We start from the raw sequence: 18964 nt of genomic DNA, 5'->3' as shown, positions 1-18964 counted from the left end.
CTTATCGGAATGGGGGTTCGTTAAAGGTACGGAGTTTACGTGAGTGCAGGCGTTCACCTTCCGCTCGCAGCAAATCAATAGCGCAGATGCCGATTTGCAAATGCTCAGAAATAGCACCTTCATAGAAGCGATTTGCCTGGCCAGGGAGTTTGATCTCACCGTGCAGCGGTTTGTCGGAAACACAAAGCAAGGTGCCGTATGGCACGCGGAAGCGATAACCCTGCGCGGCAATGGTGGCGCTTTCCATATCAATCGCAACGGCGCGGCTCAGGTTAAAGCGCAGGGCCGAGGCGGAGTAACGCAATTCCCAGTTACGGTCATCGGTGGTGACGACGGTTCCGGTACGCAACCGCTGTTTCACTTCTTCGCCCGGCATGCCGCTCACCAGTTTAGTGGCGTCGTACAAAGCGCGCTGCACTTCGGCGATGCTTGGGATGGGGATATCTGGCGGTAGAACCGCATCAAGCACATGGTCGTCGCGCAGGTACGCATGCGCCAGCACGTAATCGCCAATCGACTGGCTTTCGCGCAGGCCGCCACAGTGGCCAATCATCAGCCAGGCCGCAGGGCGCAACACCGCCAGATGGTCGCAAATAGTTTTCGCGTTTGATGGGCCAACACCAATGTTAATCAGCGTGATGCCGTTACCGTTGGCATCAATCAAGTGCCAGGCGGGCATCTGGTGTTTCTTCCAGGCGAGATCGGAAATGGCTTCTTCGGGAGCCTGGCTGTCGGCGGTTAGCCACACGCCGCCTGCGCAGGAAAGCGCAACGTATGGGCTTTCCGGGTCAAGGATCTGCTGGCAACCCCAGCGCACAAACTCGTCCACATAACGGGTGTAGTTGGTGAACAGGACAAAAGACTGGAAGTGCTCAACCGGCGTGCCGGTGTAGTGGCGCAGGCGGGCGAGCGAGAAATCAACGCGACGGGCGTCGAAGTGTGAAAGCGGGTAAAACTCGGTGGGATGGAACAGGCCGTCCGCCGTTTCATCCCCAATTTGCGCCAGTTCGGTAGTCGGGAAATGGCGTGGTAAACCGGCACTCATTGAACGGTCCAGCGACAAACTGGAGCCATCAATCACATACGGATAAGGGATTTCATGTTGCGATAAACCCACTTCAATCTGCGCGCCGTAATCTTCGTAAAGTAGCGTTAATTGTTCGGCGAGATAGTGGCGGAAAAGTGCCGGGCGGGTGATGGTGGTGGTGTAACTGCCGGAATGGGTGAAACGAGCATAAGCGCGAGTTTTATTCGGATGCTTAACGGTGCCATCCCAACTGACGCGCAGTTCCGGGTAAACAAATAATCCTGCGGCGCGTTTTTCAAATTCAGGTAGTGCGCCGTTTTCAACATACTGGCCAATAGCGTCGCGCAGTGCGTTGACCGAGGCATCGTACAGCTCCTCTAATTTATCGAGGGCCTGGTTCGGGGTAAGGGCCGTAGCGGCTGTCTGATGCGTCATCTTCTCTCCTCATCCTGCTGATTTTTACAGGGCTGTTTGCAGCTTCGATAGTATGTCATCGGCGGGCGTCAACGGAAGGGGCAGGAGGAGAAAACAAGAAGCCTGCTAACAAACCTCTTCCCAGCTCGGATAAGCGATAGGGAGAGCGTCTTATCGTAAGGATTTCAGTCTACGCTAAACTCAAACGCCTCCGAATTAACCAACCGATCAAAGCTAAAGGAAATATGCATGTCTGTTGATAATTTATCCTGCATGGGTTCCGCTAAAGTGACACTTTTTGTGGATGAAACAAATCATCAGGTAATCGAGAAGTTTCCTGTCAGTGATGTGGAGTACAACTTTTATCAATATGCAGCTCGGGATCTCGCTCAGGCAGACATTTTCACCCCAAAGTTGTTGTTAGCCGAACCATCCTTGCGCAAGTTAAGACTGGAATATATCCCGCACCAGGTTGATCAGGATGCGGTTGGACGAGATGAAGTGTTGTCAATTCTGTCTCGCTTACATTCCCATCGGCCTGACCCTTCATGGGTTTATCATAATCACACCTGGTCAGAAACAGCCCTCGAAAAATCTCTCATATTGTTGGCATTACCGGATAGAGCAGCAAAACAGTTACGGTATTTTCAGCAGGAAAGTGATGCTCTTTTTAGCGGGCAGTGCTTAATTTCAGGCGATAGTAATGCGGGTAATTGGGGGAAAAGGGATAACGGTGATTTAGTGCTTTTTGACTGGGAGAGATTCAGCATGGGTAGCCCAGCTATTGATCTCGCTCCACTGATAAAGGGAATGGGTTCTAAACAAAAATTTATTGAGTTTGCTGAACGCTATAACTGTATATCTCGTCAATATAATCCAGGTGACTTAGCTAAAGAAATTGCGATTGCTAAAGCATGGATTGTTACCGAGGTAGTCGTATTGCTTAATGAAAGGCAGAAAAGTGATTTTCAATTCTATCTCAACTGGTACAGAGAAAATCTTCCTGCCTGGCTAGATAACACTGTAAAAATGCTTTGAGGTTTTCAAAACCATTGAGCTATTACCGAAGCGGATTCCACTATGAATAGCATGTCCGCTCCTCGCTCCTCGCTCCTCGCTCATAGCTGACCTGATGACCACCCAACCAGTCCGCTATGTGCTGTGAGTTCAAGGGGTCGATGCAACGCTATCCTTAATCAAGGGGGACGTTGCTGATATCAGTTTTTGTTGATTAACGGGGAGCAGGTCAGAACTATTAAAATTAGCGGTTGAATTTTTCTTACATAAGTGTTCTTTTAAGTAAAATTTTAAGACAGAAATTGAATTGTTTATGATTTATTTTATCTTCAATTTGTAATAGGGAAGCCGCAATTAAGCGAGGGTGTATGAAAGAACAAAGCATTAATTCATGGGTCGATGAAAACTTACCCAAGTTTGAACTCTTAGGAAAGCATATAGCTTTTATAATTGAGAACCTCCTTCAACAAAATCAAGTGGACTATCTTTCTGTTAGTTATAGAACTAAAACGAAGGAAGGTATACTGGAGAAAATTGGTAGGAAAAAATATAAAAACCCAACTGATGAGTTAACAGATATTTCAGGTGTAAGGATAATATTATACCTAGAGTCTGATATAACTAGAGTTAGTGATGTGATCAAGTCCACATTCAATATTGACGTTAAGAATAGCATGGACAATGAAGGCAGGCTATCCTCTGATAAAGTAGGATATAGATCTGTGCATTATGTTTGCGACATTGGTGAAAAAAGAAACGCTCTGAAAGAGTATGAGTATATCTCAGGCTTGAACTGCGAAATTCAAGTCAGAACTATGTTGCAGCACGCTTGGGCAGAATTAACGCATGATCGTAATTACAAACTTGGTGCAAACTTACCATTACAGATCCAAAGAAAAATCAATTTATACTCCGGTATGCTTGAAATTGCGGATGAAGGTTTCTCTGAGATTGTTAACGCCATTGACGAATATAAAGAATCCATAAAAGATAATGACTTGGAGGCACTATTATCTCAAGAAATAAACTCCATCAATCTTTCAAAATTTGTACAAGAAATTAGCAAAAAAATAGGTTTGGATTTGGTTCCTGTAAAGGATTGGGGTGGTTCAACCACTAGAGATATTATAGAGGAATTAGAATTTACTGGACTTGACAACTTTAAATCAATTGCAGATTCAATCCCCGATAATTACGTCGAGGTATGTAAGGTACACTCCCCAGAAAATAACATATATGGTTTCCTTCGTGATGTTATGCTAATTAATGACTTTGAGGGATTAAGTAGAAAAGAATCTCTAAATTGGGCTGTAGTAGGCGATGAAGACGAGGAAGAGGCTGAACATCTGAGGGAATTTTATTCCCATTTTATGTCAGAGGAAAAAGCTTCACAATTAGTTCGTACTTTCGCTGCAAGTAATCAATAGTTTTATTATTATAACTCCCGTTGAAATAACTGAGGCCACCATTCGGTGGTCTTGGCGTTCAAAGTAAAAACTGCCCTGGACGGCCCCCGTAAAGCTTTGATCTGCTCCCGGCTCACTAACCTACAGCGATGCTTGTAAAGCCTTAATGAGCAATGGAACCAATCGTGAATTTCCGCTCCTCGCTCACCGCAGACAATAAGGCCCTTCAACCTGACCGCTTCGTGCAGGAGCGGTCATTATTTACCCACGAAGCCAGGGGGTAATTGTCAGTCCGGTAAGCAACCCTTCGGGGCTGAGCAGGCGCGTGACGGTTTGCCCCCACGGCTCTATGCGGTTAGCCACCAACAGGCGATAACCCTTCTCACTCAATATGCGGGTAGCAGAATCGAGATCCTCTACCTCGTATTCAATCCATCCCTGTGGTATCGGGTGTTCAGTTGGCCACTGCCCAACACCAAAACATGAATTTTCTGCCTGTGATAGTGGCCAGACGGCAAAATGCTTCACGCCCTTCAGCAGGTCTTTTTCCGACAGCAGGTAATCGCAGTTCCCCTCCATTGGCTTTAGCGGCAGACCGAGTGTCTGCACATAAAACTCAGCGCTGGATTCAGTATTCTGCGACATGCCTGCTTCCTTAATGGTCTGAAATTGAATACTAAATTGATACAACGACTCACTGAGTCACCACGCCTACGATAGTTCAAAGGACATTTTCAGTTTTTGATTTCCTTGAGGTGCTTATAAACAGTCGCGCGCCCCATAGAGAGCACGTTAGCAATATAGTCTGCGGAGTTTCTGACGGTGAATGCACCCTGGCGATACAGCTCCGTCACCAGTTCCTTTTTCTGCTGGCGAGAGAGTGTGGAAAGCGACGTATTATTTTCATTCAGCCACTGATGAAGAAAAGTATTAATTTTTTCCTGCCAGTCATGTTTAAAAAGCTGGACGGGCTGTGGCTGCAAACGGTTAACAGAAAGGAACATCTCGAGGGCATTTTTGGCATCCTCTAACAGCGAAGTGCTGAAGTTGATGCAAAAAATATATTCGGTTTCACCTTCTACGTTTGCGCGGATACTGACTGAGCGGACTTTTTTACCATCCCAGTTCAGTTTTTCGTAAGGCCCGGTCATGCTTTCAAGGTCGTGAAGCGACAGCTCCTCAAGCCCGGCATCATCCCCGATGCTGCGTTTAGAGATATTATTAGCAAGCCAGGCAATTTTGCCGCTTTTAACGTTGTGTATAGCGACTTCTACCACCGGGAAAAACAGCGCTGCGATTCCTTCTGCCATCGCTTTTAGCGTGGCAAACTGCTCATCTTTAAGGCTTATATTTTCGTTCAAACTTTGATTCCTTCCGCCTGGTAACCGTTTTACACTTTTAACTGCGCCAGAATACTGGCCGAAATCTGCGCATCCTGCACGCCCAGCCCGGTTAGATCGACAAGGGTAATATCAGTTTCGCTACGCACATATTGCGAACGGTCTGCCAGTAAACACCCCAGCTCAATCACCTTTTTGCTCTCACGAAGGTCAGCCGATAAGCGGCTTAACTCACCGTAAGCCCCGCACTGCTTGAGCGAATCAGCCACAATACAATCCGCTTTCGCTACCAGTTTTGCGTCAAGCTCCTGCTTGCCTGGGCTATCGGCACCCACGGCGGTGATATGTGTTCCGGGCTGAACCCACTCGGCAAGCACCAACGGAACGGTTGATGGCGTGGCCGTGACGATAACCGTAGCGCCGCTTGCAGCCTGCTGCTCGCTGGTCGTTGTAATAAGCTGAATATCAATATCGGAAACTTGCTCGCGGAAACGGGCCAACGATGCCTCGCTACGTCCCCAGACAATCACGTCACGGCAAGGGGTTAGCTCAAGTAACTGTCGCAGCTGAAGCTTTGCCTGTAATCCTGTGCCGAAGATAGCAATTCGCTCTATACGCTCAGGAAGCAGCATTTCCGCGGCAATGCGTCCTGCCAGCGCGGTGCGTACGCCAGTCAACCAACCATGATCGTCCAGCAGCACCAGGGGTTGTCCCGTTTGTGCCGAGAAAACCATACTGAGCCCGTCATTGCTGGGCAATCCCAGGGAAGGATTGTTATAAAAGCCCGTTGAGATTTTTACACAAAAACTATCGCTGCCCTCAATCCAGGCGGACTTGATACAGCAGTCGCCTTCGGCTTGCGAGAAGGCAAATTGCTGGGCTGGCGGAAGCTGCACCCGACCTGCGGAAAACGCTTCGAAACCGGCTTTTAGTCGGGTCAGCGCGTCGGTCTGGTTAAATAGCGTTTTGATTTCTTCAAGGCCGATAACCTTCATTTCACCGCTCCGGTGAATTTTTCGAGGATGATATTTTTACCGCACAGCACCACCGCGACACGCTTGCCTCGCCATTGCTCGGCCTGCTGCATAAAGGCTGCCATTGCCACACCCGCCGCGCCTTCCACCATCCAGCGTTCATAACGGGCCAGGGTTTTCATCGCCGCTTTGATTTCTTCTTCGCTGACCAGCACACAGTCATCGACAACCGCCTGGCAGAGTGGGAAGGTGATTGTGCCGGGTTCCAGCCCGCCCGCCGTGCCGTCTGAAAGCGTATCGTGCTCTTCCGGCTCCACAATTTCACCCGCCTGAAGTGAGGCGTACATCGCCACAGACGCTTCAGGCCAACAAGCCACGATGCGGGTTTCCGGTGACAGATGTTTCATTACCGCGCCGATGCCGGAAATCAAACCGCCACCGCCCACAGCCACAAAAACGGCATCAAGTTTCGGCTCTGTTTCAAACATTTCAAACGCGATGGTGCCTTGCCCGGCGATCACATCTTCATCGTTATAGGGTGAAACAAAGGTTATCCCTTCACGGGCCGCGGTTTCTGCCGCTTCCAGTTCGACGCTAAGGGCGTCCTTTTCGATCATATTCACCGTTGCGCCGTAGGCACGAATAGCGTCAATCTTCAAAGGTGAAGCGGTGGCTGGCACAAAAACAGTCACCGGAATGCCTGCCATTGCCCCCGCCAGTGCCATACCTTGCCCGTGATTACCCGAAGAAGCCGTGATCACTCCCTGCGCCTTTTGTTCCGGGGTCAGCAGGCGAATCTTGTTGCTGGCACCGCGGAATTTAAACGAACCGGTGTGTTGCAGATGCTCACCCTTAAGAAACAGATCGCACCCGTACAGCGTCGAAAGCATGTGGCTGCGGTCGAGCGGCGTTTTTCTGACTTGTGGGCGAAGTGCGGTATGCGCTTCCTGGCTGGCGGTAAAAAGTTTGAGTAGCTGCGACATAGTGATCTTCTCTAAATGTATTTATTATCTAATATAGACTTTTAGTACACTTTGTCTATCGCACAATTTGTGCATTGCAGGCCATCGTAAAGCGTTGTTAAGTCCGCCCTGTATTCATTGTTGGGGAGGAGGTCAGCGTGGCTATATAGTCCATAAAAAAAGGCCACCTATTCGGTGACCTTAAATAATGAGTTTGCAGGGTTATTTTATTTGTAATAACAATGTGCTAAATCGATATGCCCTATCAGTGAAGTTCAAGTCTAACCAACTCCATCGGGCAGAACACACCTTCGCAACCTTCGATTTCAACACACTGAGAACGACGAATTTGTTCGGCTGATTTACCTTCGCCGTGAATGGCCTTAATAACACCAGTCAGACCCTTATTGAAAACCATAACACGGCTGCCAGTTGAGATAGCGTTACGGTAGCAATCATAGGTCAACATCATCATTCCTCCTTTTATGTTGTATCAAGATGAGATGATTTAACGGCAAATAAATAGCTCTGAATCGGTCAAAATGTTTTGAGCTAAGTCAAAATTTTATAAGTTTCAGATGCTCAGGAAAAGACCGAAGTCTATTTTTTCAATCAACTATATTTTGCGACGTTATTAAGCCGAGAGTTCTCTGCGGACGATTTCTGCGCCTGCACTTAAAGCACTCAACTTGCCTCGTGCTACCTGGCGAGGTAAAGGAGTCATGCCGCAGTTAGTGCTAGGGTAGAGCTTATCGGCGTCTACAAACTGAAGTGCTTTGCGTAAAGTATTCGCGACTTCTTCTGGTGTCTCAATAATATTGGTTGCCACATCAATGGCACCGACCATGACTTTTTTCCCTCGAATGAGTTCAATGAGATCCATTGGTACGCGAGAGTTCTGACATTCCAGTGAAATTATATCGATGGCAGACGCCTGCAATTTGGGGAAAAATTCCTCATATTGCCGCCATTCTGAACCCAGCGTCTTTTTCCAGTCTGTATTAGCTTTGATGCCGTAACCGTAGCAAATATGTACGGCCGTTTCACATTTAAGCCCTTCAACTGCTCTTTCTAACGCAGCAATTCCCCAATCATTCACCTCATCAAAAAATACATTAAATGCAGGTTCATCAAACTGGATAATATCAACACCCGCCGCCTCTAATTCTCTGGCTTCTTGATTAAGAATTTTGGCAAATTCCCAGGCGAGTTTTTCGCGGCTTTTATAATGGCTATCATAAAGCGTATCGATCATTGTCATTGGGCCTGGCAGCGCCCATTTAATGGGTTGTTTAGTTTGCTGACGTAAAAATCTGGCATCTTCAACAAAAACAGGTTTTTGGCGAGAAACAGGCCCGACAACAGTGGGTACACTCGCATCATAGCGATTGCGAATTTTAACAATCTCACGCTTCTCAAAATCAACGCCGCTGAGGTGTTCAATAAATGTCGTGACAAAATGCTGACGCGTTTGCTCGCCGTCGCTGACGATATCAATCCCGGCATGCAGCTGATCTTCCATGCACAAACGGAGAGCATCTTGTTTGCCCTCAACTAATTCATCACCTTGCAGTTTCCATGGAGACCAAAGCGTTTCAGGTTGTGCAAGCCAGGAAGGTTTAGGCAAACTGCCCGCAGTCGAAGTGGGTAACAATATTTTCATAATAAAGAGCCTTAATTTTTTAATAATCAGTGAGCGTAATTAGCAGACCATTTTTCAAGAATAGTTTGGTATGGTTTGATGAAGTTCTCTTCTGTAAACTTTCCCTGCTCAATAGCTAACTGGCTACGTTCTTCTCGGTCATAAACAATTTGAGTTAATGAATAATTCTGTTGATTCAGGCTCGGTTGATATATTTTCCCGGCGGTAGAATTAGCATTGTAAATCTCAGGCCGATAAATTTTTTGGAAAGTCTCCATCGTACTAATAGTCCCGATCAGCTCAAGATCCGTGTAGTCGCTCGTCAAATCACCTGCAAAATAAAAGGCTAAGGGCGCAACGCTATTTGGCGGCATAAAATAGCGAGCCTGCAACCCCATTTTATTGAAATAGTGATCGGTCATGGACGACTCATCTTGCTGATATTCCACACCCAATACCGGATGATGATTTTCAGTGCGATGATAAGTGTTTTTACTGGACACGCTCAGGCATATCACCGGTGATTTATTAAAGCGTTCTTTGTAAGCGCTTGAGTTAATAAAGCACTTGAATAGGTTTCCATGCAAATCACCAAAATTATCTGGCGTGCTAAACCCGGCATTGTTCTTGTTGTGCTCTAACAGCAAGACGCTAAAGTCATAATCCCGGACGTAAGAGGAAAAATTGTTCCCAACAATCCCTTCAATACGCTCGTTAGTTTTCTGATCGACAATATTCGTTTTCAATATTTCAATCACTGGGAAGGTGTTACCTTTACCTTCAACATCCATCTCCACGGAGATAATTTCAAGTTCGACGCCATAACGATCGCCTTGTGGATTATCCCAATGCGCCAGGGAATTGAAACGGTCGTCAATCATTTTTAAGGTATTGCGCAAATTCTCCTGGCGCTTATGACCTCTGGCTAAATTAGCAAAGTTGGTCGTGATGCGCGTATTTTCGGATGGATTGTAATTCTCATCGAAAGAAATGCTTTTAATAGTAAATTTAAATTCTTTATTCATCGCGATTGGGTATCCTAATTTCTGATAAGACCTGAATTTATTTTTTGCTTTTGCAGCACGACCCAATTTTCTTTTCAGGTTTCTTAACCAGTAGTCTTCATATTGTCTGTAACTGATTGCAGTAGGATATTTATGCCAGAGTCACTGATTGAGTAAAAGTGATTAAATTTCAGAGAACATGAGAGAATTTCATGTTCAGGTGAGGGGACATGTTGGCAGAAGGCCGACCGCTGGCGACAAAAACGAAAAAGCCCGCTTAGTTTCCTAAGCGGGCTTCTTAAATTTGGCTCCTCTGACTGGACTCGAACCAGTGACATACGGATTAACAGTCCGCCGTTCTACCGACTGAACTACAGAGGAATCGGTTAACGGGGCGCATATTAGCGATGCCATCAGGGCTTGTCAAAGCCTGTCATCACTCCGCTGGTTCGTTTGCTGATAAAACAGACAAACGCGGCGTTTCGGGCGTACAGACAGTTCTTTACAGCTCATGTGTTGCCAAACCGGCACGACTGGCTAAGATATGCGGTTCAATGACGCGAGGGTTTCATGCTTAAACGGCAGAATTTGGCAAAGTGGTTTTTATTTCTGGCATGTCTGGTGGTGCTTGTCTGCACGGCCCAGCGCATGGCGGGAATGCACGCCTTGCAGATGAAAGTTGCCGAAAACGTCATGCTCTCGCAAAATAGTGCCTCTGAAATTGATGAAGCCGCGCCAGTGACGCCGTGCGAATTAAGCGCGAAATCATTGCTTGCCTCACCTCCTGTTTTGTTCGAAGGCGCGCTGTTTGTTTTCAGTCTGCTCCTCACACTTCTTGCGCCACTGCTGGCGGCATCTTCCTCCGTCACACCGGTTCGGGAGTTTTCCTCGCCCACGCTCCGGGTACATCTGCGATTCTGCGTCTTCCGTGAATGAAACGTCGGCTGTTTAACACAGTTCGATAATTCATTAACGGAGAAAAAATATGTTGAGTCTTTTCAGGCAGACGTTGCTCTGTCTTTTATTGCTATGGCACCCATTTTCATGGGCGGCGCAGGCAGGCTGGCTTCAGTCTGCTGAGAATGATCATGCCAGCGTCAGGTTACGTGCGGATACCACCGGGACTGGGAAAACCCAGTTTTTACTGGATGTAAAACTCGAAGAGGGCTGGAAAACATACTGGCGTTCACCCGGCGACGGCGGCGTTGCGCCGACGATTAGCTGGCACGAGCCGGTAAAATCGGCCCAGTGGTTTTGGCCTGTTCCACAGCGTTTTGATGTGGGCGGAATCACCACCCAGGGTTATCACAATGAAGTCAGCATTCCGATGCAGCTTGACGGCGAAATCCCGGCGAAAATTGCTGGCGTGTTGACGCTCTCGACCTGCAAAGATGTTTGCTTGCTGACGGATTACCCTTTTGAAATCACCCCCACTCAAGATGATGCGACATTTACACATGACTACGCACAAGCGATGGGTAAAGTCCCGCTTGCCGACGGGCTGACGGACAATCTGATTGCCGGATATCACAATGCTGAACTGGTGGTGCAAGCCACTCGTGCGGCTGGCTGGCAGAAACCCGAACTGTTTCTCGATATGCCCGACGATGCCAGTTTAGGTAAGCCAAAATATCGCGTTGATGGCGAAAAGCTGTGGGCAACGATACCGGTGAGCGATGGCTGGGATGGCGCCGGGCCAGATCTGCGCGGGCGTCATCTTTCACTGGTTATCGCTGATAACGGTGTTGCACAGCAAAGCCAGGTTACGATAGCCGATGCGCCAGTTATGCCACCTGCCAGTGGCGATTTTGTGTTGTGGCAGGTTTTACTGTTGGCGTTGCTGGGCGGTTTTATTCTCAACCTGATGCCTTGCGTTCTGCCGGTTTTGGGGATGAAACTCGGCTCGGTATTGCTGGCGGATAAGCAGGATCAACGTGTGATCCGCAAGCAATTCCTCGCCTCGTTTACCGGGATTATGGTTTCGTTTATGGCGCTGGCATTGTTAATGACGGTACTGCGTTTGACGAATCAGGCTGTGGGCTGGGGCATTCAGTTCCAGAATGTCTGGTTTATCGGCTTTATGGCAGCAGTGATGCTGATCTTTAGCGCCAACCTGTTTGGGCTGTTCGAGTTTCGACTTTCATCTAATGTCACCACTAAACTTGCTACTCATGGCGGAAAGGGTATTAGCGGTCACTTCTGGCAGGGCGCACTGGCGACGTTACTGGCGACACCGTGTAGCGCCCCGTTCCTTGGCACTGCCGTCGCCGTTGCGCTGGGGGCATCGCTGCCCACGCTTTGGGGGATCTTCCTCGCGCTTGGCGTAGGCATGAGCTTGCCGTGGCTGTTAATTGCCGCCCGCCCATCGCTTGCATTACGCCTGCCTAAACCTGGACGCTGGATGAACTGGCTGCGCCGGATACTGGCAGTGATGATGCTTGGCTCGGCGTTGTGGCTAGTGAGTCTGTTATCTGTGCATTTTGGCTCATCGTCAAAACCCGCGGCGCAAGAAAATATCCCCTGGCAGCCGCTCACTGAACAGGCGATTACGGACGCGCTGGCGCAAAATAAACGCGTGTTTATTGATGTCACCGCCGACTGGTGCATTACCTGCAAAATTAATAAGTTAAATGTGCTTTCTCGTGACGACGTGCAGGCGGCATTGCAGCAACCTGATGTAGTTGCGCTGCGCGGTGACTGGACGCTCCCTTCAAAAGATATCACTGCATTTCTCAAACAGCGCGGGCAGGCCGGGGTGCCGTATAACCAGGTTTATGGCCCGAATTTCCCCGAAGGAAAACCACTGCCAACACTGCTGACGCGTGACGCTGTGCTCAATACGTTAAACGATGCGAAAGGAATGAAATAATGAAAATGATCATGACGATGCTGCTGTTAGTGGCAGCGACTTTTGGCGCGAATGCCGCAGAGCCAACGAATGAAGAGCAAGTGCAACAAATGATTTATCAGGCGTTGTTTCACGATCCTGCCAGCCCACGGATTGGTGCTGCATCCCCGAAACTTACGATTATCTCGTTTACGGATTACAACTGCCCATACTGCAAAAAATTTGACCCGATGCTGGAGAAAATTGTTGAGAAATACCCTGATGTTGCCGTCATTTTCAAGCTGCTGCCGTTTCGTGGTGAATCATCTTCACTGGCATCCCGCGTGGCGTTGACCACCTGGCGTGAGCATCCGCAGCAATTCCTGGCTTTGCATCAAAGTTTGATGTCGAAAACCGGGAATCACACCGCCGCCACCATTGATGCGGCGGTGGCTAAAAGCGGTGTAACAGCGGTCAAGCCTGATGAACTGAGCCGGGAGACGCTGAATCTCAATCTGCAACTGGCGCGGGTGGTTGGGGTTCAGGGCACGCCGGCAACTCTGGTTGGCGATACGCTGCTGGCAGGTGCTGTGCCGTGGGACTCACTTGAGGAGCTGGTGAAAGAAAAACGGGAACAGGCCAATGAAAAGTAAGCTCAGGCGTTGGGGGAAAGAAGCGCTGGTGATGGTGGTGATTTTTATCACCATCGTGGTGCTGATGGATTTGTGGCGCGCGCCAAAGATGCCCGCAACCTTTGACAGCACGCCGCTTCATACGCTGGATGGCCATTCCGTGACGTTAAGTACATTAAGTGAAGAACGCCCGCTGTTGCTCTATTTTTGGGCCAGTTGGTGCGGCGTTTGTCGTTACACAACCCCTTCGGTCGCGCAGTTGGCGGAGGAGGGCGAAAACGTCATGACTATCGCACTGCGCTCTGGTGCGGCCGTCGATGTTTCACGCTGGCTTGAGCAGAAAAAAGTTCAGCTACCGGTGGTGAATGACGCCTCTGGCGAGCTATCCCGCAACTGGCAGATTGGCGTCACACCGACATTGGTGGTGCTATATAAAGGTGAAGTGGTTTCTTCGACTACCGGCTGGACAACGTATTGGGGAATGAAGGCGCGGCTATGGTGGGCGGCCTTATAATCCTGTGAATTTGCGCACCGTAATGGTGCGCAAATACCTCTTATGGGGCATAAGAGAACCGCTGTTTCAATCCTATTCTTCGCGTTATTTAATCACTTTTGCTTATTATCCAGCTTGTTAGCGCATCTGGTCGGATGTTTCTCAAAAGTGGCAAGCATATTGCAATTCTTAGAGAGACATCACTGCCGAGACTGGCGTTGGCATTCCGTGTAGGAGGCAAAATGAATTTAAGACGACTGAAGTACTTCGTAAAAATCGTCGATATTGGTAGCCTGACTCAGGCCGCAGAAGTGCTGCATATTGCGCAGCCCGCTCTGAGTCAACAGGTCGCTACCCTTGAAGGTGAAATGGATCAGCAGCTGTTAATTCGCACCAAACGCGGCGTAACGCCAACAGAAGCAGGGAAAATCCTCTATACCCACGCGCGGACCATTCTGCGCCAGTGCGAGCAGGCACAGCTTGCCGTTTGCAATGTGGGCCAAACTTTAGGCGGGCAGGTTTCTATCGGACTTGCGCCTGGCACTGCAGCTTCATCTATTACCATGCCTCTATTACAGGCAGTACGTGCGGAATTACCCGACGTGCTGGTCTATCTGCATGAGAACAGTAGTTCTGTCCTGAATGACAAGCTGTTAAGCGGCCAGCTTGACATGGCGGTCTTGTATGACCGTTCTCCAACGGCGGGCATCACCAGCCAACCGTTACTCAAAGAGGAGTTGTTTCTTGTCGGCACCCGCGACTGTCCAGGTCAGACAGTCGATCTCGCTGCGGTGGCCGAAATGAACCTATTCCTGCCGCGTGACTACAGCGCTGTGCGTAAACGGGTTGACGAAGCGTTTTCGCTGCGCCGCCTGACGGCAAAAATTACCGGTGAGATTGATTCTATTTCGACGCTGACCGCCGCGATTGCTAGTGGCATGGGCGTGACCGTGTTGCCAGAATCTGCCGCGCGATCGCTGGTGAGTTCCGCAAATGGCTGGATGGCACGGATCACCAGTCCGTCACTGAATTTGCCGCTTTCGGTTAATTTGTCGGCCCGTACGGCGTTATCGCCGCAAGCCCAGGCCGTTAAAGACATTTTAATGTCGCTGGTGGTTCGCCCGACGCAGGAAAGCCGCGAGTTGTTACTGGTCGGCTAATTAGGCTTATGTCTAAATCGAATAAGTTGCTGGTTTTTATTATTTGTTAGATCCGGGTTGCCACTTTAACAATAGTGTAAAGAACGGTCATGCCCCGGGGGCAATGTGAACTTCCAGCAACTTAAAATTATCCGCGAGGCGGCACGGCGGGACTACAATCTCACCGAAGTCGCTAACATGCTTTTCACTTCGCAATCGGGCGTCAGCCGTCACATTCGTGAGTTGGAAGAAGAACTCGGTATCGAGATTTTCATCCGTCGTGGCAAGCGTTTATTAGGTATGACGGAACCGGGCAAAGCACTGCTGGTGATTGCGGAACGCATCCTCAATGAAGCCAGCAACGTGCGCCGTCTGGCCGATGTCTTTACTAATGACGCCAGCGGCGTGCTCACGATTGCCACTACCCATACCCAGGCGCGTTACAGCCTGCCGTCGGTGATCAAATCTTTCAGAGCGCTGTTTCCAGAAGTGCGGCTTGAGCTGATTCAGGGAACGCCGCAGGAAATAGAAACGCTTTTGCATAACGGTACGGCAGATATTGGCATTGCCAGTGAGCGCCTGAGTACCGATCCTTTAGTTGTCGCTTATCCCTGGTTTCGTTGGTATCACACGTTGCTGGTGCCGCGTGGCCATCCACTGATTCATGCTAATCCCCTTACGCTTGACGATATCAGCCGCTGGCCGATTATTACCTATCGCCAGGGGATCACCGGACGTGCGCGCATAGACGAAGCTTTTAATCGCCGAGGTTTAACGCCGGATATTGTTTTGAGCGCGCAGGATTCCGACGTGGTGAAAACTTACGTTGAGCTGGGATTGGGCATCGGTCTGGTGGCGTTTCAGGCAAGCGGCGATGATGGGGAGTTAGTCAGGCTCGACACTCGCCATTTATTTGATGCCAACACCGTATGGCTGGGCCTCAAGCGCGGGCAGTTGCAGCGCAATTACGTCTGGCGTTTTATCGAGTTATGTAACCCGGAGCTTTCCGTCGCCGATATTAAACGCCTGGCACTGGAGCCAGAAGAAACGGTGCTGGATTATGAAATCTGACGAAAGCTTAACGGAGGGTTATATTTAACCTATCTACATCACGTCAAATAATAGGGAAATTATGATCCGTTTGTCCTCGCTTACCCTGGTGCTTGCTGCCGTTACTCATAGCGCACTGGCTGTGACCTATATGCTTCCGCCAGAGGGTAGCCGCCTGGTCGGGGCACCGTTGACCATCTCCGTTCCGGAAGGGAATACTCAGCCGCTGGAGTATTTTGCGGCGCTTTACGGACAGGGCTTTAGCAATATGCTGGAGGCTAACCCAGGTGTTGATCCCTTCCTGCCAAAAGTCGGAACTCAGTTGACCATTCCGCAGCAACTGATTCTGCCGGATACCGTACGCCAGGGCATCGTGATTAACGTCGCTGAGATGCGGCTTTACTACTACCCGGAAGATAGCAACACGGTGGAGATTTTGCCGATTGGTATTGGTCAGGCCGGGCGCGAAACTCCGCGTAACTGGGTGACGAGAGTGGAACGTAAGCAGGAAGCTCCCGCCTGGACGCCAACAGCGAATACTCGTCGCGAGTACGCAAAAGAGGGTAAAACACTGCCAGCATTCGTGCCGCCGGGCGAAGATAACCCGATGGGGCTATATGCGATTTATATCGGCAAGCTGTACGCCATTCACGGCACTAACGCTAACTTTGGTATCGGCCTGCGTGTGAGTCAGGGCTGCATTCGCCTGCGTAAAGACGACATTAAATATCTGTTCGATAATGTCCCGGTAGGGACGCGCGTGCAGCTGATTGACCAGCCGGTGAAAACAACCGTCGAGCCAGACGGGCGGAGTTGGCTGGAAGTGCACGAGCCTTTGTCGCGTAACCGTGCGGAGTTTGAATCTGACAGAAAAGTCCCGCTGCCAATGACTTCGGCACTCAAAAATGTCACGCAGGGTTCTGGCGTGGATGCCAGCGTGGTGAGTGCTGCACTGACCCGTCGTTCCGGAATGCCGGTGCTGATTAGTTCTGAATGATAAAGCAAAAAGCCCGCTTAGTTTCCTAAGCGGGCTTCTTAAATTTGGCTCCTCTGACTGGGATCGCCTTTGCCAGTAACTGGCTAATAAATAAACTAAACCGGAATCACCTTTCTGTCAAGACCACCAGAATGACCACCAATAGTTGTTGGTTACATAAATCTGGTATGAGCAGCTCCACTGCATGGGGTGATAATTATAATGGTGTTCCTTGTATGAAGCGCAGTCAGACCGAGTAACGAGAGACTTTCCCCGTAGTGCAACTGTGTCTAAAGAGAGCTGGCAGTCCGTTTATTCCGAAGCGGACGTTTCAGACTTAACAATACATTCAAAGATGAGGAGCAGGTCATAATGAATGTGTCAGATTAAGTATGGGTTCAGCATAGCGCATCGGGTACCAGTCATGCGCATCTTAAAGCCACCTCTATTTCACCGCCGCAATTGTCGAAGTGCTAAGCCCTCGTATGCCCGTCGTTATTTTCTCCCGTGTGTTTTCTCTTTCGTATCAGCTTCCGGTCATCGTTCCCCGTCACAACCTGTTCCGCAAGGGTAAATGGCACGCCTTCTGCGCCCTTGCCGACCAGAACGCTCCCGGTGCATCGAACCGTCAGGCGATACGAAGACGAAAACACACTCAACTGACGGAGAAAATACCATGACGATGAATCTGCATACCCGGACAAGCACTTCTGACACCGCAGCGGCGACCAGCGTATCGTCGCTGGTGCGCTCAGGCTCCTCAAAAACGAAATGTTCTGCAACCAAAACTGATATTTATCAAACAGTCACCGATAACATCATCAAAGCCCTCGAATCCGGCGTTAAACCGTGGTCCTGCCCGTGGAAACGTAACGGCCTGGTGTCTGGTATTCCCTCAAACTACACCACACATGAAACCTACAGCGGTATTAACATCATGCTGTTGTGGTGCAGTGCGGCTGAGCAGGGTTTTCAGGACTCACGCTGGATGACCTACAACCAGGCGAAATCCACTGGCGCTCAGGTCCGCAAAGGTGAACATGGCACGATGGCGATTTTTTACAAAACGCTGGAGAAAGAAAGAGAAGACGGTGAGATTGAACTCATTCCGATGCTGAAACATTTTATCGTCTTTAATGTGGAGCAGATTGATGGTTTACCCCGGAGCGGCAGCGACACGCAGCCGGTACAGCCTGCAGACGAAACGTTTAACCCGTTACCCCAGGCTGAAGCCCTGTTTAACTGCAGTGGTGCGAAAATCACCGAACGCGGCCAGCAGGCATTTTTCAGACCCGCCACGGATGAGATTTATCTGCCCGAGCGTCATTTATTCAGCAAGGCCGAAGATTTTTATGCCACCGGTTTGCATGAGCTGGTTCACTGGAGTGGATATAAAACCCGTTTAAATCGTGACATGAAAGGTCGCTTTGGTTCGGAAGAATATGCTTTTGAAGAGTTAATTGCGGAGCTGGGAAGCGCATTTCTGATGGCCGACCTGGGTCTCAGCGGCGACGTGCAGCATGAAAGCTATATAGCATCCTGGCTGAAAAACCTGCGTGATGACAAACGTTATATTTTCCAGGCCGCCAGCGCGGCATCAAAAGCCCACCGTTATCTGGTCGCGCTGTGAATTCTCCCGCCCTGCAACGGATTGCGGGGTGGGTATTTTAACAATGATTTGTGATTGTCACAGAGACCGGGGAAATACAGGAAAAATAACTGTCGGGTTATTTTGTATCTGACGCCATCGTCGGGCGCATCTGTCGCGCCCGACGATGGCGGGGGAAGGGATTGCCCTGCTGCTTTTTATGCGCGAAGCGCAGGGAGGCGATGGCACAGGGCCGAAGAGAACAAACAGCAGATATCGCCGGGAACCGGGGGGCGTGAAGGTGGCACACACTCACACCCTGCCAGACCGGGGTTAACGGGCGCAGGTGTGGCACAGTACGCGAGCGGGTAAGCAGGGATGAGGATATGCAATAGTGCGGGGGAACTGTGATGAATTTCAGTCATCTGAGGAGGATGCCTGTTCAAGCTCATCCAGCGTCCTGAACAAAAACT

Annotated in this window: 18 protein-coding genes and 1 tRNA gene; 10 read left to right on the top strand and 9 right to left on the bottom strand. The window is 49.5% G+C overall.

What is annotated here, in order from left to right; all coding sequences use genetic code 11:
• Position 1 precedes the first annotated feature (1 nt).
• Entirely contained in the window at positions 2-1462 is a 1461-nt protein-coding gene (locus tag GBAG_RS12295; RefSeq protein WP_034496411.1) for an AMP nucleosidase, read from the bottom strand.
• A gap of 228 nt (positions 1463-1690) precedes the next feature.
• On the opposite strand from GBAG_RS12295, the gene GBAG_RS12290 reads away from it, so the two are divergent.
• Entirely contained in the window at positions 1691-2479 is a 789-nt protein-coding gene (locus GBAG_RS12290; protein WP_034496409.1) for a phosphotransferase family protein, read from the top strand.
• Positions 2480-2826: 347 nt separating this feature from the next.
• The gene (locus GBAG_RS12285) at positions 2827-3885 is read left to right on the top strand and encodes a GTP pyrophosphokinase (protein WP_051873706.1); all 1059 of its coding nucleotides are present in this window, start codon (positions 2827-2829) and stop codon (positions 3883-3885) included.
• Between the two features lie 240 nt (positions 3886-4125).
• On the opposite strand, the gene GBAG_RS12280 is transcribed toward GBAG_RS12285, so the two are convergent.
• From GBAG_RS12280 to GBAG_RS12245, 8 genes are all read right to left on the bottom strand, one after another.
• The gene (locus GBAG_RS12280; protein ID WP_051873705.1) at positions 4126-4509 is read right to left on the bottom strand and encodes a VOC family protein; all 384 of its coding nucleotides are present in this window, start codon (positions 4507-4509) and stop codon (positions 4126-4128) included.
• 89 nt (positions 4510-4598) lie between these two features.
• Positions 4599-5225: a helix-turn-helix transcriptional regulator gene (locus GBAG_RS12275; RefSeq protein ID WP_246864876.1), complete on the bottom strand. Its 627-nt coding sequence runs from the start codon at positions 5223-5225 to the stop codon at positions 4599-4601.
• 29 nt (positions 5226-5254) lie between these two features.
• Positions 5255-6199 (bottom strand): ornithine cyclodeaminase family protein, encoded by a 945-nt coding sequence (locus GBAG_RS12270; protein ID WP_034496408.1) that lies wholly within the window; start codon positions 6197-6199, stop codon positions 5255-5257.
• Positions 6196-7161: a threonine/serine dehydratase gene (locus GBAG_RS12265; protein ID WP_034496406.1), complete on the bottom strand. Its 966-nt coding sequence runs from the start codon at positions 7159-7161 to the stop codon at positions 6196-6198. The genes GBAG_RS12270 and GBAG_RS12265 overlap by 4 nt, the downstream gene beginning before the upstream one ends.
• 244 nt (positions 7162-7405) lie before the next feature.
• Positions 7406-7609, bottom strand: coding sequence for a putative selenium delivery protein YdfZ (ydfZ, locus tag GBAG_RS12260; RefSeq protein ID WP_034496451.1), 204 nt, complete (start codon positions 7607-7609; stop codon positions 7406-7408).
• Positions 7610-7774: 165 nt separating this feature from the next.
• Positions 7775-8803 carry a methionine synthase gene (locus tag GBAG_RS12255; protein ID WP_034496404.1) on the bottom strand — a complete coding sequence of 343 codons (1029 nt, stop codon included), beginning with the start codon at positions 8801-8803 and terminating at the stop codon, positions 7775-7777.
• A 26-nt stretch (positions 8804-8829) separates the two neighbouring features.
• On the bottom strand, positions 8830-9807 hold the full coding sequence (locus GBAG_RS12250; protein ID WP_034496450.1) for a DUF1852 domain-containing protein: 978 nt from the start codon (positions 9805-9807) through the stop codon (positions 8830-8832).
• A 284-nt stretch (positions 9808-10091) separates the two neighbouring features.
• Positions 10092-10167 (bottom strand) — tRNA-Asn (locus tag GBAG_RS12245).
• Positions 10168-10356: 189 nt separating this feature from the next.
• On the opposite strand from GBAG_RS12245, the gene GBAG_RS12240 reads away from it, so the two are divergent.
• From GBAG_RS12240 to GBAG_RS12205, 8 genes are all read left to right on the top strand, one after another.
• Positions 10357-10722, top strand: coding sequence for a hypothetical protein (locus GBAG_RS12240; RefSeq protein ID WP_034496402.1), 366 nt, complete (start codon positions 10357-10359; stop codon positions 10720-10722).
• 49 nt (positions 10723-10771) lie between these two features.
• Positions 10772-12655 (top strand): protein-disulfide reductase DsbD family protein, encoded by a 1884-nt coding sequence (locus GBAG_RS12235; protein WP_034496401.1) that lies wholly within the window; start codon positions 10772-10774, stop codon positions 12653-12655.
• Positions 12655-13266, top strand: coding sequence for a DsbA family protein (locus GBAG_RS12230; RefSeq protein WP_034496399.1), 612 nt, complete (start codon positions 12655-12657; stop codon positions 13264-13266). Before GBAG_RS12235 ends, GBAG_RS12230 begins: the two co-directional genes overlap by 1 nt.
• The gene (locus GBAG_RS12225; RefSeq protein WP_034496398.1) at positions 13256-13759 is read left to right on the top strand and encodes a protein disulfide oxidoreductase; all 504 of its coding nucleotides are present in this window, start codon (positions 13256-13258) and stop codon (positions 13757-13759) included. Before GBAG_RS12230 ends, GBAG_RS12225 begins: the two co-directional genes overlap by 11 nt.
• A 221-nt stretch (positions 13760-13980) precedes the next feature.
• Positions 13981-14898, top strand: coding sequence for a nitrogen assimilation transcriptional regulator NAC (gene nac, locus GBAG_RS12220; RefSeq protein ID WP_034496396.1), 918 nt, complete (start codon positions 13981-13983; stop codon positions 14896-14898).
• A 105-nt stretch (positions 14899-15003) separates the two neighbouring features.
• Complete coding sequence (cbl, locus tag GBAG_RS12215) at positions 15004-15948, top strand: HTH-type transcriptional regulator Cbl (protein WP_034496395.1); 945 nt, start codon at positions 15004-15006, stop codon at positions 15946-15948.
• A 61-nt stretch (positions 15949-16009) separates the two neighbouring features.
• On the top strand, positions 16010-16924 hold the full coding sequence (ldtA, locus tag GBAG_RS12210) for a L,D-transpeptidase (RefSeq protein ID WP_034496394.1): 915 nt from the start codon (positions 16010-16012) through the stop codon (positions 16922-16924).
• A gap of 655 nt (positions 16925-17579) precedes the next feature.
• Positions 17580-18533, top strand: coding sequence for an ArdC family protein (locus GBAG_RS12205; RefSeq protein ID WP_034496392.1), 954 nt, complete (start codon positions 17580-17582; stop codon positions 18531-18533).
• Positions 18534-18964: the final 431 nt, after the last annotated feature.

The organism is Buttiauxella agrestis ATCC 33320 (genome assembly GCF_000735355.1).
Taxonomy (GTDB): Bacteria; Pseudomonadota; Gammaproteobacteria; order Enterobacterales; family Enterobacteriaceae; genus Buttiauxella; species Buttiauxella agrestis.
Note: the sequence above shows the minus strand (reverse complement) of the source record. Positions and strands in the feature narration are given on the sequence as shown.

What these genes read in the sequence shown, in the direction of transcription:
- GBAG_RS12295 (WP_034496411.1), bottom strand. Translation starts at nt 1,462, where the DNA reads ATGACGCATCAGACAGCCGCTACGGCCCTTACCCCGAACCAGGCCCTC.
- GBAG_RS12290 (WP_034496409.1), top strand. Translation starts at nt 1,691, where the DNA reads ATGTCTGTTGATAATTTATCCTGCATGGGTTCCGCTAAAGTGACACTT.
- GBAG_RS12285 (WP_051873706.1), top strand. Translation starts at nt 2,827, where the DNA reads ATGAAAGAACAAAGCATTAATTCATGGGTCGATGAAAACTTACCCAAG.
- GBAG_RS12280 (WP_051873705.1), bottom strand. Translation starts at nt 4,509, where the DNA reads ATGTCGCAGAATACTGAATCCAGCGCTGAGTTTTATGTGCAGACACTC.
- GBAG_RS12270 (WP_034496408.1), bottom strand. Translation starts at nt 6,199, where the DNA reads ATGAAGGTTATCGGCCTTGAAGAAATCAAAACGCTATTTAACCAGACC.
- GBAG_RS12265 (WP_034496406.1), bottom strand. Translation starts at nt 7,161, where the DNA reads ATGTCGCAGCTACTCAAACTTTTTACCGCCAGCCAGGAAGCGCATACC.
- ydfZ (WP_034496451.1), bottom strand. Translation starts at nt 7,609, where the DNA reads ATGTTGACCTATGATTGCTACCGTAACGCTATCTCAACTGGCAGCCGT.
- GBAG_RS12255 (WP_034496404.1), bottom strand. Translation starts at nt 8,803, where the DNA reads ATGAAAATATTGTTACCCACTTCGACTGCGGGCAGTTTGCCTAAACCT.
- GBAG_RS12250 (WP_034496450.1), bottom strand. Translation starts at nt 9,807, where the DNA reads ATGAATAAAGAATTTAAATTTACTATTAAAAGCATTTCTTTCGATGAG.
- GBAG_RS12240 (WP_034496402.1), top strand. Translation starts at nt 10,357, where the DNA reads ATGCTTAAACGGCAGAATTTGGCAAAGTGGTTTTTATTTCTGGCATGT.
- GBAG_RS12235 (WP_034496401.1), top strand. Translation starts at nt 10,772, where the DNA reads ATGTTGAGTCTTTTCAGGCAGACGTTGCTCTGTCTTTTATTGCTATGG.
- GBAG_RS12230 (WP_034496399.1), top strand. Translation starts at nt 12,655, where the DNA reads ATGAAAATGATCATGACGATGCTGCTGTTAGTGGCAGCGACTTTTGGC.
- GBAG_RS12225 (WP_034496398.1), top strand. Translation starts at nt 13,256, where the DNA reads ATGAAAAGTAAGCTCAGGCGTTGGGGGAAAGAAGCGCTGGTGATGGTG.
- nac (WP_034496396.1), top strand. Translation starts at nt 13,981, where the DNA reads ATGAATTTAAGACGACTGAAGTACTTCGTAAAAATCGTCGATATTGGT.
- ldtA (WP_034496394.1), top strand. Translation starts at nt 16,010, where the DNA reads ATGATCCGTTTGTCCTCGCTTACCCTGGTGCTTGCTGCCGTTACTCAT.
- GBAG_RS12205 (WP_034496392.1), top strand. Translation starts at nt 17,580, where the DNA reads ATGACGATGAATCTGCATACCCGGACAAGCACTTCTGACACCGCAGCG.